Here is a 15986-nt window from a genome sequence, read left to right on the forward strand (position 1 = left end):
GAGATAAAGTATTATGATGGACTATAAGTGTTTAACAATAGATTGTGTATTAGATACATTAAGAGAAAATTATCCGGATAAACCAGCTGTTGTGTTTGAGGAAGAAAGTGTTACTTTCCAAGAATTATATAACAAATCTATAACCATTGCAGAGAATTTAATAAAATTAGGAGTTAAGAAGAATGATAAAGTGGCAGTACTCTTACCTAATTGTTTAGAATATCTATATGTGTATTTTGCAGTGTTCAAAATCGGTGCATGGATAGTACCAATAAGCACAAGATACGAGCCAGATGAAATTAAAAGGGTATTAGTAGATTCAGATGTAGAAACCATAATATATCAAGATAAGGTAGGTATATTTAATTACAATAACATATTGTTAAATAATATAAACAGTTATTTAACGAAGATAAAGAATTATATAGTTTTAGGAGACGATATAAAAGATGGAGTTATACCTTTTAGCTGTTTATTAGAGAAAAGTGATGTGTGCATAGAAAATATGGATTTAGAAGAAATATATCCAGATGATATTGCAATATTAGGATATACATCAGGTACTACTGGACATCCAAAAGGTGTAATGATTACTCATAAGAACCTTATTCAAACTTCATATTATGGTGGAAAGGTTCTAAAAATAGATGACGAAATAGGTTTTTCAGTTGCACCATTATACGCAGCTCAAGGGTTTAATGCAGTATTACTTTATTTTGTTTCGTGTATAACTATGAAATGGATATCTAACTTCAATCCAAACGATATATTATCACATATAACAAAAAAACATATAAACTTATTTCATACGCAACCTACTATGTGGAGCTTGATTTTAGCAATGCATTATTACAAGTATGGATTCTTTAAGGAGTTAAATAAAGTAGTAGTTTCTGGATCTTTATGTACTCCATATTTAGCACGTAAGATAGAAGATACAACAAAATGCACTTTAATAAATGCATATGGAATTATAGAAGCTACTGGTGTTGTTACCATGACAAGATTAGATGACCCAAAGGATGTAAGACTTAATACAGTAGGTAAACCATTAGAAGGTTTTCAGTTAAAAATAGTAGACAAGGATAGAAAGGAAGTTCCCAAAGGTGAGATTGGAGAACTAGCTATAAAAGGATATCTAATGAAAGGATATTATAAAAACGAAGAAAAGACTAAAGAAGTAATAGATGAGGAAGGTTGGTTATATACTGGGGATCTTGCCTGCTATTATAAAGATGGTGTAAATGTATGTATCGTTGGAAGATGCAAGGATATGGTTATTAGAGGCGGATTTAATGTATATCCTGTAGATATAGAAGAATGTTTGTTAAATTTTGAAAAGGTAGAAGACGTGTCAGTGGTAGGGGAAGATGATGAAATATTAGGGGAATCTCTAGTTGCATTTGTTATACAAAAGCCAGGACAACACATTACTGAAGGAGAAATAAAGGCATTCTGTAGAGGCAAAATTGCTAATTATAAGGTACCAGATAGAGTAATCTTTGTATCTCAATTTCCTACTCTAGAATCAGGGAAGATACAAAAGAATATACTGAAAAAATGGAGTGTAGAAGGAATTCCAGCTGAATGTAAATTTTTATTAAATGACAGCATAGTTAAGGGAATTGCTAAAGATGAATAAATTAGAAACCTAAGGAGTATTTATTATGGATTTTAGTTTTAGTAAGGAGCAAATACAAATCTGTAAGGTTATTGAGGCGTTATGTGATAGATATCTAAATACAGATGTATTTCTAGATGATAAATTATGTAGATTTAGGAAAGATAAATGGGACAAGATAGCTGAAGCGGGGGTATTAGGTCTACCATTTCCAGAAGAATATGGAGGAGCTGGGCAAGGGATGCTAACTACGGCGTTAGCAATAAGAACTTTTGCACAGAAATGCAAAGATGAAGGGCTAACCTTTTCAGTATGTGCTCAAATGACTGCAACTCAAGTACCTATATGGGTATTTGGTACCGAAGATCAAAAGCATAAATATTTAGCTGGGTTAGTAGAAGGAAAATATATAGGCAGTAGTGTGATATCAGAACCAGGTGTTGGATCTGATTCTTCTGCTATGATTACATTCATAGATAAAGAAGAGAATTTTTACATATTAAATGGTGTAAAGAACTTTGCAACCCTTGCTCCAGAATCCAACATTTTAGTGGTTTATGGAAAGCATAAGAATGGAATTAGAATGTTAGATGTATCCTCATTTATTTTAGAAAAAAGTAAAGGTGAATATGAAATAGGACAAATATTTGAAAAGACTGGGTTAAGAAGTAGTCCTATGAGTGAAGTGATATTAAAAGATTGCAAGATATCAAAAGAAAGACTTTTGGGTCGTGAAAGACAAGGAATGAAAATTTTTTTTAAAGCTATGCTATGGGAAAGAATAATGGTAAGTGCATATCATGTTGGTGCTATGGAACAACAATATGAAGAAGTGTTTAAATATGCAAATCAAAGGAAACAATTTAATAAGAAGATCATAGCATTTGAAGGTGTTTATGATAAGTTAGTAAATATGAGAATAAAGATTGAAACTAGTAGGCTTATGCTCTTTAAGGTTTGTGAGGATTATGATAATGGAAACTGTGAGATGTACAAAGCTGCTATGTTGAAATTACATACCTCAGAGTGTAAAGTGCAAAACAGCTTTGATGCAGTAAATATATTGGGTGCATATGGATATGTGAAAGAAAGTATGATTGAAAAGCAAATGAGAGATTCATTAGCTTCAAAGATATATTCTGGAACCAGTGAAATGCAGAAAAAAATAATTTCAGAGAATTTGGAGAAAATTTATGACTGATTTTTTGTTGCAAGATTATCTAAATAATACAACAGAAAAATTTGAAAATAAAATAGCAATCAAGTATGAAAATAAAAAAGTAACTTATAAGGAATTAAAAGAGGCAAGTATAAGAATATCAGATACACTTATAGAAATGGGGCTGGCCTTTAGAGAAGCGGTAGCAATATATCTGGACAAGTCACATAACACAATTGCGGCAATGTTTGGAGTGGTATATGCAACAGGAGTATATATTCCATTAGATTCATGCTACTCACCAGTTATTAGAACCTTATCCATAATGGAACAAAGTAAGGTAAGGTATCTAATTACTAGTGGGGAGAATTTAGAAAGGTTAGTTAAAGAAATTCATGGTAATAAGGAATTGTTAAAGTTAATAAATGTATTGCTCATAGATGATAAATATTCCTTAGATAAAGATATTTTTAATAAATATGTTGAATTTAATTTTAATAAACAAATTAAAGAACTATATAAAGAAAGAGGAAAAAATATAAGTGATGATTTAGCGTACATATTATATACGTCTGGATCTACTGGTATACCAAAGGGAGTAATGATTACCCATATAAATGCAAGGACGTTTATAGAATGGTGTTGTAGTTATTTTAAGCCAAGTCATGAAGACAAGTTTTTAAGTATAGCACCATTTCATTTTGATTTATCTATCTTTGATATATTTGTATCTATTGCAAAGGGTGGAACATTAGTTATATTACCTACAGAAAAGAGTAAAAACCCATTAAATTTAATAGAGGTTATAAAAAAGGAAGAAATAACCTACATATATTCAGTTCCATCACTTTGGGTAGCTATTATAAAATACTCAAAACTTAAAAAAGGTGAACTAACTTCTCTTAAGAAAATATTATTTGCAGGAGAAGTATTCCAACCAGAATACTTGAAGAAAACTATGGAAATATTGCCTGATGCATTATTTTATAACTTATATGGATTAATAGAAACCAATGTATGTACATACTACTTTGTTAAGGATAAGGAATGTGTAAAAGATTGTCCAGTCCCTATAGGATTTCCATGCGATAATACGGAGGTTGTGGTGTTAAACAGCGAAGGTAAGCTTGCTTCTAAAGGCGAACAAGGCGAGCTATGTGTTAGGGGAACTATTGTTATGAAGGGATATTATCGTAATGAAGGGTTAACAGAAAAATCCTTTAAAGTAAGTCCTATTCCGGAGCATAATGGAGAGCGGATATATTGTACTGGGGATATTGTAGTTATAAATGATGAAGGAGCTCTAGAGTTTATTGGAAGAGAAGATTCTCTAGTTAAGAGAGCTGGCTTTAGAATTGAATTATTAGAGATAGAGAGAATATTATATAAGGATGAACATATAGAAGATGTTGCAGTTGTAGATATTAAAGATGAAGAAGGAAATACATTGATTTGTGCTGCTGTAAAGATACATGGAGATAAAATGATATCTATAATAAAATTAAAGCAATTCATAGGAAGTATATTACCTAAATATATGATTCCAGATATTATTAAGGTGATTGAGGAATTACCTAAAGGAGCTAATGAAAAAATTAATCGTCAAGATTTAAAAAAAATATTTAGGAGCAATATATAAAATCACAAGGAGGGAGGGAATACTTTGATACAAGAAAAAATGTTTGAAATTATAAGCGATATTTGCTATTTTAATATAGAAGAAATGAATTTAGATTTGAGTGTAGAAGATGATTTAGCTATAAATTCGGTGATGATTGTTGAGATAGTAGCAATGATAGAAAATGAATTAGGAATTAGTATTGAAGAAAGCGTAAATGAACTAATAGGATGTACTACTTTAGGTGATATGGTTAATCTAATTGAAGGACTTTTAAAAGAGTAGAACTATAAATAGCAATTATAACATATGGTTTTGGAGGGAGAAGCAGTGGTAAGTCGGGAAGAATGTAAAGAGTATCCAAGTAACAAAACAATCCATCAACTATTTGAAGAAAAAGTGAATGAATTTAGGGATAAAGTAGCTATACAATATGAAAATCAAACATTATTTTATTCAGAATTGAATGAGAGGGCAAACGAATTAGCGGACTACTTGATCTCTAGGGGCGTTAAGATTAATGATCATGTAGGTGTTATTGTAAAACCAAGTGTTAATATGATAGTTTCACTTTTAGCAGTTTTAAAATGTGGAGCAATATACGTACCTATTGAGCCAGACTATCCTAATAAAAGAGTCAATTACATTATGGAGAATTCAAAAGCTGTGGTAGCTATAGTAGATGGAGAATATTGTATTCCTTTGGAAAATAAAATTAAGCTACAAGATCTTGAGCTTTCAACGTATTCAAAAGAAAATCCTAATTTAAAAAAGAGTTCTAAGGAATTGGCATATATTATGTATACCTCCGGATCTACTGGTATGCCAAAAGGGGTAATGATAGAGCACCATTCAGCTGTAAATTTAATTAAGTGGGTTAATAAAACCTTTGAAATTAATAGTAGTGATAAAGCATTATTAGTTACATCTATGTGTTTTGATTTATCGGTATATGATATTTTTGGGATGTTAGATGTTGGAGGGACAATAGTAATTTGCCCTAAAAAACATATAATGAATACAAGTATATTAAAAGATATTATGAAAAAAGAAAAAATTACATTTTGGAACTCAGTTCCGATAACCATAAATTCCCTTGTTAGTGCCTTGGAAGAACGAAATGTTGATTTTCAACAAAGCAATTTAAAAAATATATTTTTAAGTGGGGATTGGATACCTCTTAATTTGGTTAATAAGTTAAAGAAATATTTTCCTAATGCAAATATCACTAGCCTCGGTGGTGCTACGGAAGCAACAGTGTGGTCTATCTATTATCCTATTAAGGAGATTAGGAAAGAATGGATAAGCATACCTTATGGAAAGCCAATAGACAATAACTATTTTTATATATTAGATAATGAATTTAAACCAGTACCTAATGGGGAAATTGGAGAATTATATATTGCTGGAGTTGGTATAGCTAGAGGGTATGTCAATGATATAGTTAAAACAGAAAAGGCATTTATGGAGGATATATTTAGAGATTCATCTATTGATAAAATGTATAAAACAGGTGATTTAGGAAGAATGATGGAAGATGGAAATATAGAGTTTATAGGTAGATGTGATGATCAGGTTAAGATAAGAGGATTTAGAATTGAGTTAAAAGAGATAGAAAAGCAATTACTTAATTATGATGACGTAAGAGATGCCATAGTTTTGGCAAAGAATAACACTAAAGAAGAGAAGTACTTATGTGCATATATAGTGACAAATGCTACTATCAATATAAAAGATGTAAAAAAACATTTAGGAGAAATATTACCTCAATATATGATTCCATCTATATTCATTTTCTTAGAGGAGTTTCCTTTAAACGCAAATGGTAAGATTGATAAAAAACTGTTGCCGGATGTTTCTACAGATTCAATAATCACAGATATTGAGTATACAGCATGTTCATGCAAATTGGAAAGAGAGATATGTAGCGTTTGGGAACAGGTATTAGGATTATACAATATAGGAATAAATCATGATTTCTTTGAAATCGGTGGAACTTCAATTGAAGCTACATATTTAGAAAGTGAGTTAAATAAAATTGGAGTAAGGATTACTTATGATGAAATAATTTCAAATAGCACTGTAAAGAAGCAAGCTGATTATACAAAGGTAGACAGGACAGTTAAACGTAAAGACGATAATGAAGAGGTAGCAATAGCTGATAACTGTCATACTAAAAGTCAGCCAATAAAGCCAGATCCTTTTAATAAATTATTTTATAAGAACTGTTTTTATAATTCACTATTCCCAATAATTAATTATTTTAATAGAAATATAAATTCATTTTTATGTAATGATATTTTTATTTATTCAAAGGAAATAAATGAAGAGAATACATATTTAAATTCTTATTATATAGAAGATATAAAGGTAGAAGAGATATTAGAGAAAATATGTGTAGCCGCAATATTTACTAAAGCTTTAAATGAAGATGAACTAATAAAGAAAATATTTGACGGTTTGAGAAAAAAAGAACTACTAATAGTTTGGGTGGACAGTTTTTATCAATCCGCGAGAAGAGATACTTATATGAAAAAACACGTAGCTCATACCTTATTGGTTTATGACTATGATGAAAAAAATGAAAATTTTTATATTATGGATCATAGTCACAAGGATGCTCTTAATTATAAGGAACGAGTGATATCTAAGGAAGATTTAGTAATTAGTTATATGGGATATTTAGATGGATTGATGACTAAAGAAGATAGATATACCTTCGTCGAGTTTTATGATAATAAAGTTTTTTATAATTATGACTTAGAGTTAGATAAAAAGACATTGATAGAAAACTATGATAAATATAAAGATTCAATACTGGATGGAGTAAGATTTATTGATAAGTTTAGAGAAAATTATAGCAATAATTATTTGAATTATAAAGAGATATTTAATAAATATGCTTATAAGGTAATAAGTTATCTCAATAAAATAATAGATTTCAAGAGAGCTGAGAAATACAGAATAGAAACAATGTTTATGGAGAGAAATAGAGTTATATCAAGGATTGACGAGGTAATGAACGGATGGATAGGAATAAGAAATGATTTAGTGAAATTTACTAAAAATATACCGCTTAGTGAAGAAAAGATAAAAGAACACTGTAATAGTATGCAACTTATTTATGTCAAGGAACTTGAGATCTTAGATATGATGGTAAGATAAGTGTAAGTAAAATTTTATAGCGTTTAGTACCGTGTACATTAGATATATTAAGGAGAATTATTAATGAATAATGTGGAGTTAAATAAATTACATTACCTTGCTCAGAAGTATAATGAGTATAACCTTCCGTTATATTTAAGCTACCCAGTTGAGCGTAAGTGGAGAGAATTTGATGAAAAAAATATAATTGGTAATTCATTAAAGAATATTAAAGATGCACAGATATATCTACATTTCCCATTTTGTAAATCTATTTGTTATTATTGCTGTTGTGATAAAACTGTGAGTTTTAAGGATGAGGATAAGGATAGATATATTGACTATGTAGAAAAGGAATTGGATTTTAAGTTATCAAATAGGAGTGAAAAGATTAAGGCTGATAATATTCATTGGGGCGGGGGAACACCTACTTATATGAATTTAAAGCAAATCGCGAGGTTAAATAGAATAATCACAGATAACTTTGAAATCTCAGATGAAGCTAGGATTAAGATTGAAGCATACCCGAATAAGCAGATAGTTACCTTAGAGAAGTTGAATCTATTAAGGGAACAAGGGTTTAATTACATAAGTTTTGGAATACAGGATTTTGATAAAAGGGTTCAAAAGGCTATCAATAGAGATTGCTCATTAGAAGATACAAAGGTGTTAGTTAATATGGCAAAGAAATTAGGGTTTATAATAAACATAGATCTTTGTTATGGATTACCTTTTCAAGGGTTAGGCGAATTTGAAAAAACTCTTAAAGAAGTAATAAATATAGAACCAGATAAAATAGTGATATATCCGTATGCTCATTTTCCTACCGTATATAGTATGCAAAGAAACATTCTACAATTAAGCATACCAAATAATTTTATAAAAGGATTATTATTTAAAATGGCAAATCAATACCTAAGTGGTGGTTACAAGAAAACTGGAATTGACACTTTTATCAGATATAAAGGCAAAGAAGGTGAAAATATAGACCGCGGTACAACAATTAGAGATTTTATGGGTTCATCAGAAGAGACAAGTAAACACCTAGTAGGGATAGGGAGTGCTGCTGTTAGTAAAGTAGATAATGTATACTATAAAAATGTTTCTAATATAGAATGTTATTATAAACATTTGGATGAGGACAAGCTGCCTATAGAAGTTAAAAAAGTACATTGTTTATCAGAAGATGATTTAATAAGAGAAGCTATTATCCAAAAATGCATCTTAGGAAATTTTGAAATAAATAAAGATTATATAAATGATAAATTTCATATAGATTTTGATAAGGTTTTTCATAAAGAAATAGAGTTACTCAAGATTATGGAGAAGGATGGCCTTCTTGAAGGTAAAAGGGATAATGTAATACAATTAACGGATGTGGGATCTTATTTTGCAAGAACAATAGCTCATGTATTCGATAAATATTATTAATAATATGAAAAAGGTGAGGTAGAATTATGGGAGTTGAAATGAAGGTTATGACAATAGTATCAGACTTATCAAAAATACCTATGGAAGAATTAGAATTAAATAGTGATATTTTTGAATCTAATATTATAACATCTTTAGGGTTATTAGAGTTAGTATCAAGATTAGAAAAAGAATTTGATTTAGTAATATTACCAGAAGAATTAATACATGAAAATTTTGGAACAATTGAAATGATTATTAATTTAATAGGAAGGAAGGCATTATAGGGTATGCACAATGAATTGGGAATAAATAGGATGAATAACGATGAACTTAAAGTAGATTTATTATTATTACATGCACCAGCCTATTTTGATTTTAGAAAAGAGCGAAAAATATATTTTCCTTTCATGAGCACAAGCGGAGACGTACCAATAACACCGGTATATGAATTTATTCCATTAGGATTTAAAACTTTACAGGAGTATATTAAACAAGATGGACATGAGGTTAAGATTTTGAACTTGTGTAGCTTAATGCTACAAAATCCTGATATGGATTTAGAAGAGTGTTTCAAAAATATTGAAGCTAAAATTATAGGGATAGATCTACATTGGATGGTTCATGTACAAGGTGCTTTAGAAATAGCGGCTAAATTAAAAAAAATCCATAAGGATACATTTATCTTATTTGGGGGAATCTCCTCAACTTATTATGCTGAAGAATTAATTACATATCCGTTTATAGATATGGTAATGAGGGGATATGATACACATATGCCCATGAGTCAAGTGGTATCAGAAGTCAAAACACATAAAAATTTTCAAAGTGTTCCAAATTTAATATGGAAAAATAAAAAAGGTGAAATAATAGATAATCCAGTAAACCATATGCCTACAAAATGTTCTAATGGTGTAAATTGGTCCGATATTCCACAAAGTAATAATAGCTTAATACCTATGCTAGATATAGTTTCAACCACTAATGTTGGATGTGCTAATAATTGTGGTTGGTGTGGTGGATCTAACAAAGCTTTCAAAAGATTATATAAAGATCAGAATTCACCAATTTTCAAGGATCGAATAGAAATAAATAAAGAATTTGAATCATTAAAATGCATAAAGGATATTAAAAAATATAATTTTTATAGTTGTGGTAATTATAATCAATCTGATGAAAGTTTTATGGAAGGTTTAGATCAAATAGAGAAATATAAATTTAAATCAATAAATTATGAACAATATAGTTTGCAAAGTAAGGCAATGCTAAAAAGAATGGTCCATGCAAATTCTAAAACAATAATAACATTATCGCCAGAAAGCCATGATATACGTATTTCTAAACTCTCTGGAAGAGGTAACTATTCTATGGAACAAATGGAGATATGGATAGATGATGCTCTTAACATAGGTATAGACGAAATTAATATATGGTTTTTTATAGGCATGCCAGAGCAAGATGAAAAATCCGTATTTGAGACAATAAAATATTGTGATCATTTACTAAAGCGATTCAAAGGAAGCAAGGTAATACCACTTATTTGTCCATTAATACCATTTTTGGATCCAGCATCTAATTTTTTTGAAAATTCTAGACAAAATGGTTATAAGATATTTTATAGAACAGTAGAAGAACATAGAAAAGGAATGATGCGAGCTTCAATAATTAACAGATTAAATTATGAAACTAAGTGGTTATCAAGAGAACAAATAGTTAAAGTAGGATACAAGGCTATAAAAGAATTATTTATGCTTAAGGGAGAGTATAATTTAATTTCTAATTCAATAGTAGAATCTTTAATTGATAAACTAGATGATGCATTAGAATTTATAGATGTGGTTCATAAAATTGATAATATTATAAATGAAAAGGATAGAAATATAGAATTACAGGATATCTCAGAAGATATTTATAGAAGAAATCAAGAAGTCTTCTTTAAGGGAGTATTGAATCAGGCTTTTCCGGTTATGAGAAAACACGGACAAAGATGGTTTGATTATGTATAAAAGTATTTAACATGTACGTTTTAATTGCAAATGAAATTAAAACGTACATGTTAAATAGTTAGGATGGGATTTATGATTAAAGTAATGATTGTTGAAGATGATATAAAGATTAGAGATTTAATATCAGGTATACTTAGAAAATATATGTATGAAGTAGTAGCAGTTGAAGATTTCTTACATGTAGAGGAAATATTTTTAAAGGAAGAGCCTCAACTTGTACTTTTAGATCTTAATTTAACTTATTATGATGGATTTTACTATTGTAGAGTATTTAGAAGAAAATCAACTGTTCCTATTATTATAATTTCTGCAAGAGATGGTGAAGCAAGTCAAGTGCTAAGTATGGAACTAGGCGCGGATGATTATATTATAAAACCTTTAAATATACAGGTTTTATTAGCTAAAATCAAGGCAATATTGAGGAGAAACTATGGTGAATATTCAATTAAGGAAGAAGTACAACAAGAGAATTCTTTGATTCATTTGGATGAGAGAAACTTTAAGATATATTATGATGGAATATCAGAGGAATTGAGTAAAAATGAATTTAAGCTTATTAAAAAGCTATTAGAAAAGAAAGATACGATAGTTTCTAGAGAAGAGTTATTGGAAGAATTATGGGATGATATTACATTTGTTGTTGATAACACTTTAACAGTTAACGTAACTCGTATTAAGAATAAACTTGAAAATTTAGGGCTTAACAATGTAATTAAGACAAAAAGGGGAGTAGGATATATTTTTGATTCAACTTCATTTAGAGGAAATGATAATGAATATTAAAGTTTTAAAGAATTTCACACGGGATAATATTAACTTTGTACTTATTTATTTTATTACCCATGTACTTATTAGTTTATATCACTCGTATTTTAACAAATCTCTGAATTACATATATCTAATTAGTATATTTATAATTTTTATAATAATAAAATACATAAAATATTATGTAACTAATAAAGAGATAAGAAAATTAATAGATAATATAGAGGTTGATGATAAAAAATTTACTTGTGATCAGAAGGAAGTAATTGAGCTAATTTATAATATTCATAACAATTATGAGACTAAAATATATGAAAGTAAACTTCAAACAGAGAATACTCATAGATTTATATCTCAATGGATTCATAATATGAAAACACCATTATCAGTAATTGATTTGATTATACAGAAGTATAAAATAAATGAAGTAAAGAGTGCCATTGCAATTGACCATATAGAAGGAGAAAAGGAGATAATTCTAAGAAACTTGAATCAAGTATTAAAGGTATTTAGATTGGAAAGTTTCACCACGGATTATATTCCAGAAAATATTGATTTAATTGTAGTGGTTAGAAAAGTAATAAATGCGAATAAAAATCATTTTCTATACAACAACGTTTATCCAATAATGCAAGGTAAGGACGAAAATGCAGTTATAATGACTGATAGCAAGTGGAATGAAGCAATGCTTGAACAAATAATATCAAATGCAATTAAATATTCAAATGCATCAAAGAAACCTAAGAATGTATATTTTTGCATTGAAGAGTTAAACAATGAAATAATACTTAAAATTAGAGATGAAGGTATTGGTATTCCCTATATTGATTTGGAGAGGGTGTTTGAGCCCTTTTTCACAGGGACTAATGGTAGAAGCAACCATAATGCCACTGGCATAGGATTATATTTTTGCTCTGAAGTAGCAAAAAAATTAGGACATTCAATAAAGATTTCCTCAGTGGTTGGTAAAGGTACGGAAGTTACTGTACAGTACCTTTCAAAATTGAAAGGTACTGTAACAAAAATGACTTTCTAAATAGTTTAGTTTACGATACAATTTATTATAGAATATGGGTTAGATTTAAATGATTAAAGGGTTAGTTAAGCGCATGGACGAACGGTATAGTCATTTTCTGAGTAACCTAGAAAGGATTTCAAACTTAACGGAATATTCCAACTCAATAAATCAATTTGAGTAGTCACGGAAACTAATATGTAAAACTTGAGTTTGTATAAAGTTATATAGAACTAGAGATAGAAGTTTCAAGTTCTATAATTTTTTTAGGAAAAACTTTGTAGAAACATGAGAGAGTTGAAATAATAAATTGCTGATAATCAGCATGGGAGCTCCAATTTTTAAGCATAAAATAATCCTCCTTTTAAAACATGTCTTTAAGAGGAGAAATTCAAAATTTTACAAACTTGTCAAGTGTTTTATGCAAAAAAATGGGGGAATTAATAAAAATTAATGATACTAAAAATGGGTAATCACGGTCTCTAAAGAGTTTCCGTGAGAGCTCAATTTTAAGGAGGAATTATTAATGAGTGTGTTAAATGCAAAAAATATAAAAAAAATATATGGTGGTAAAAATGTATCTAACGTAACAATAGCATTAAACTCAATTAATTTTAAAGTTGAGGAAGGTGAGTTTATAGGTATTATGGGACCATCTGGTAGCGGTAAAAGTACATTGCTTAATATATTAAGTGGAATAGCAAAGCCAAGCTTCGGAGAAGTTAATATAAATGGTAAAAACATAACAGATTTACATAAAGATGAAATGGCTCTTTTCCGTAGAAGAAATCTAGGATTTGTATTCCAGGAATTTAATTTAATGGATAGTTTAACGTTAAAAGAAAATATAATGTTACCAATGATCTTAGATAAAAAAAATAGATCTGAAATGGAATCTAAAAGTAATGAGATAATGGAGCTTTTTGATATTGCTCAAATAGCCGATAAATATCCATGTAGTATATCAGGAGGTCAACAGCAAAGGGTGGCTGTAAGTAGAGCCCTAGTGAATGATCCAATTATCATATTTGCAGATGAACCTACTGGAAATTTGGATTCAAAGTCCTCTAATGCTGTTATGACATATATGAAAAAAATAAACAACGAAAAAAGTAGCACAATATTAATGGTAACACATGATGTATTTGCAGCAAGCTTTTGCAAGAAGATTATTTTCATAAAAGATGGCACTATTAATATGGAAATTATAAGTAATGGAAGTAGAAAGGAATTCTTTGATAGAATACTCGATTGTCTAGCTATTATTGGGGGGGAAAGAGATGACCTTTAAAGATGTTACAATAAAAAATTTTAGAAGCAATATTAGAAGATATTTTTCGTATTTTTTATGCAGTACTTTTTCTATAATGACATTTTTTATTTATGCTACTTTATTATTTAACGATGCAATAAATGAAAAAACGAAGGAAAATCAGATTATTCTCATTTTTATATTAAGTATAGCTGCGTTAACAGTATTTTCAGTATTTTTCATAAACTATGCCCATTCATCATTCATTAAATCTAGAAATAAAGAGTTTGGTATATATATGTCTTTAGGTATGACTAATAAGGATTTAAAGAAAATTATTTTAGGAGAAAATATCATAATATGTTTATCATCAATCATAACAGGGCTGGCTGTTGGAACGGTAGTCTCTAAAATATTCCAAGAAACAGCGATTAATTTGTTGAAATTAGAAGGCGTTAAGTATTCTTTAAATTATAAAAGCTTTATTTTAACACTGTTGGTTTTCATATTAATATTTATAGTTGCACAGGTTATTACTAATATAAAAATTAGTAAATTAGATATAGCGCAGTTAATTAAGGGGTCACGTAAAATTGACGGTGGATTTAATAAAAATGATTATAAGTTTGGCATATTAGGAGTCATACTTGTAGTAGCATCTATAGTAATGCTTTTTGGTATTGCAAGGAGTGAAAAACTTAATGCATATCCACCAATTATTATTGCATATGTATTAATAAGTTTTACTGGTATATATCTTGTTATAGCTAATCTAGGGAATACTATAATATCACTTACTAAAAGGAGTGAATTCTACTATAAAAATATTCTTACTATTACGGAAATAAATTATAAATTCAATCGAAATAAGAAAATTATTTTTATACTAAGTATTTTAAGTTCAATGACCATTTTTTTAGTAGCATCACCATATTCTTTATATAAGATGTCTGAATCAGTAGCTGAAAGAAATATCTATAATATAGAGTTTGTTTCATTGGGTGGCATGAACAATATAGATGGCGGCCAACTAGGAAAGATAATTGGTAATTCATCTACTAAATTAAAGGATAAAAAAGAGAGCGAATTCATAAATTTATATTTTGACTTAGAAGCTAGTAAATATGATTTATTAAAAAGTAAACCAATTATTTCAGAAGAAGAATATAATTTATTAACAGGAAAAAATATAAAAGTTAAAAGTGGGGAGTTAATTAATATTGTTACTACTTGGGAACCTGGAACCCAAGGAATAAATCCAGGTGATACAATCAATTTTACTGATAGAGTTCAAAGCTTTACCTTTAAGGTTAAAGATTCCTATCATGGAGACTGGATATACAGTGTTGGTTCATATCCAACTAGCTCGGGTGGAATCATTAGTAATGAAGATTATACAAATATTAAGAATAAGGTAAAAAGTAATTCTATTGGTAAATATTATGGATTAAACTTTGAATCATGGAAAAATACAAGTGATACAGTTGCAAGTTTAAAGACTGAGTTTGGAAAAATAAATAAGGATGATAGCAGCAAACTGTTTCCATTAGTTTCAACTATAGACACATATAATGAGTTGAAAAAAAATTATTCTCTTTTCGTTTTTGTTACTCTATTAATAGGCATACTTTTCTTTGTTGCTGGGGGGATGGTACTATACTTTAAGCAGTATACTGAATTAAGTCAATCAGAAGACCTTTTCAAAAAGTTATATAAGATTGGTATAAGTAAGAAGGAAGTTAAATCTGTTATTTCAAAAGAACTTCTAATAACATTTTTTACACCTCTTATAATGGGAAGTGTATATGGATATTGTTTTATATATTTAATAACTAATATAGTTAGTGGTTCAGATGTTATAGGAGAATTTATGAAAAACACTACTCAGGTAGTAGTTGTATATTTTATATTCCAATTAGGTTTTTACATTGTAACAAAGAAAAAATATAGTGATGAAATTATAAAAAAATTATAATATGGAAAGGTGAGATTAAAT

General features: G+C 28.8%; 12 protein-coding genes. All 12 read left to right on the top strand.

Annotated features, from left to right (window positions below; all coding sequences use genetic code 11):
- The first annotated feature begins 13 nt into the window (after positions 1–13).
- The 12 genes from ACWJKP_RS04550 (at position 14) to ACWJKP_RS04605 (ending at position 15965) form a co-directional block, all read left to right on the top strand.
- The gene (locus ACWJKP_RS04550) at positions 14–1642 is read left to right on the top strand and encodes a class I adenylate-forming enzyme family protein (RefSeq protein ID WP_165412027.1); all 1629 of its coding nucleotides are present in this window, start codon (positions 14–16) and stop codon (positions 1640–1642) included.
- Between the two features lie 25 nt (positions 1643–1667).
- Complete coding sequence (locus ACWJKP_RS04555) at positions 1668–2822, top strand: acyl-CoA dehydrogenase family protein (protein WP_165412026.1); 1155 nt, start codon at positions 1668–1670, stop codon at positions 2820–2822.
- The gene (locus ACWJKP_RS04560) at positions 2815–4419 is read left to right on the top strand and encodes an amino acid adenylation domain-containing protein (RefSeq protein ID WP_165412025.1); all 1605 of its coding nucleotides are present in this window, start codon (positions 2815–2817) and stop codon (positions 4417–4419) included. The genes ACWJKP_RS04555 and ACWJKP_RS04560 overlap by 8 nt, the downstream gene beginning before the upstream one ends.
- A 24-nt stretch (positions 4420–4443) precedes the next feature.
- A complete protein-coding gene (locus ACWJKP_RS04565) occupies positions 4444–4683 on the top strand; it encodes an acyl carrier protein (protein WP_165412024.1) in 240 nt (79 codons plus the stop codon).
- A gap of 45 nt (positions 4684–4728) precedes the next feature.
- Entirely contained in the window at positions 4729–7563 is a 2835-nt protein-coding gene (locus ACWJKP_RS04570; protein WP_165412023.1) for an amino acid adenylation domain-containing protein, read from the top strand.
- A 63-nt stretch (positions 7564–7626) separates the two neighbouring features.
- The gene (gene hemN, locus ACWJKP_RS04575) at positions 7627–8973 is read left to right on the top strand and encodes an oxygen-independent coproporphyrinogen III oxidase (protein WP_165412022.1); all 1347 of its coding nucleotides are present in this window, start codon (positions 7627–7629) and stop codon (positions 8971–8973) included.
- Positions 8974–8999: 26 nt separating this feature from the next.
- Entirely contained in the window at positions 9000–9239 is a 240-nt protein-coding gene (locus ACWJKP_RS04580) for an acyl carrier protein (protein ID WP_165412021.1), read from the top strand.
- A 3-nt stretch (positions 9240–9242) separates the two neighbouring features.
- Positions 9243–10958 (top strand): cobalamin-dependent protein, encoded by a 1716-nt coding sequence (locus tag ACWJKP_RS04585; protein WP_462961431.1) that lies wholly within the window; start codon positions 9243–9245, stop codon positions 10956–10958.
- A gap of 72 nt (positions 10959–11030) precedes the next feature.
- Positions 11031–11741, top strand: a complete 711-nt coding sequence (locus ACWJKP_RS04590; RefSeq protein WP_165412019.1) for a response regulator transcription factor — start codon at positions 11031–11033, stop codon at positions 11739–11741.
- A complete protein-coding gene (locus ACWJKP_RS04595; RefSeq protein ID WP_165412018.1) occupies positions 11731–12759 on the top strand; it encodes a sensor histidine kinase in 1029 nt (342 codons plus the stop codon). The genes ACWJKP_RS04590 and ACWJKP_RS04595 overlap by 11 nt, the downstream gene beginning before the upstream one ends.
- A gap of 505 nt (positions 12760–13264) precedes the next feature.
- On the top strand, positions 13265–14029 hold the full coding sequence (locus ACWJKP_RS04600) for an ABC transporter ATP-binding protein (protein ID WP_165412017.1): 765 nt from the start codon (positions 13265–13267) through the stop codon (positions 14027–14029).
- Positions 14019–15965: an ABC transporter permease gene (locus tag ACWJKP_RS04605; RefSeq protein WP_165412016.1), complete on the top strand. Its 1947-nt coding sequence runs from the start codon at positions 14019–14021 to the stop codon at positions 15963–15965. Before ACWJKP_RS04600 ends, ACWJKP_RS04605 begins: the two co-directional genes overlap by 11 nt.
- The last annotated feature ends 21 nt before the right edge of the window (positions 15966–15986 follow it).

It is taken from the genome of Clostridium sp. CM037 (assembly GCF_055081095.1).

Bases quoted from the DNA above. Each gene is read 5' to 3' on its own strand.
- ACWJKP_RS04555 (WP_165412026.1), top strand. From the start codon at position 1,668: ATGGATTTTAGTTTTAGTAAGGAGCAAATACAAATCTGTAAGGTTATT.
- ACWJKP_RS04560 (WP_165412025.1), top strand. From the start codon at position 2,815: ATGACTGATTTTTTGTTGCAAGATTATCTAAATAATACAACAGAAAAA.
- hemN (WP_165412022.1), top strand. From the start codon at position 7,627: ATGAATAATGTGGAGTTAAATAAATTACATTACCTTGCTCAGAAGTAT.
- ACWJKP_RS04595 (WP_165412018.1), top strand. From the start codon at position 11,731: ATGAATATTAAAGTTTTAAAGAATTTCACACGGGATAATATTAACTTT.
- ACWJKP_RS04580 (WP_165412021.1), top strand. From the start codon at position 9,000: ATGGGAGTTGAAATGAAGGTTATGACAATAGTATCAGACTTATCAAAA.
- ACWJKP_RS04585 (WP_462961431.1), top strand. From the start codon at position 9,243: ATGCACAATGAATTGGGAATAAATAGGATGAATAACGATGAACTTAAA.
- ACWJKP_RS04600 (WP_165412017.1), top strand. From the start codon at position 13,265: ATGAGTGTGTTAAATGCAAAAAATATAAAAAAAATATATGGTGGTAAA.
- ACWJKP_RS04550 (WP_165412027.1), top strand. From the start codon at position 14: ATGATGGACTATAAGTGTTTAACAATAGATTGTGTATTAGATACATTA.
- ACWJKP_RS04605 (WP_165412016.1), top strand. From the start codon at position 14,019: ATGACCTTTAAAGATGTTACAATAAAAAATTTTAGAAGCAATATTAGA.
- ACWJKP_RS04590 (WP_165412019.1), top strand. From the start codon at position 11,031: ATGATTAAAGTAATGATTGTTGAAGATGATATAAAGATTAGAGATTTA.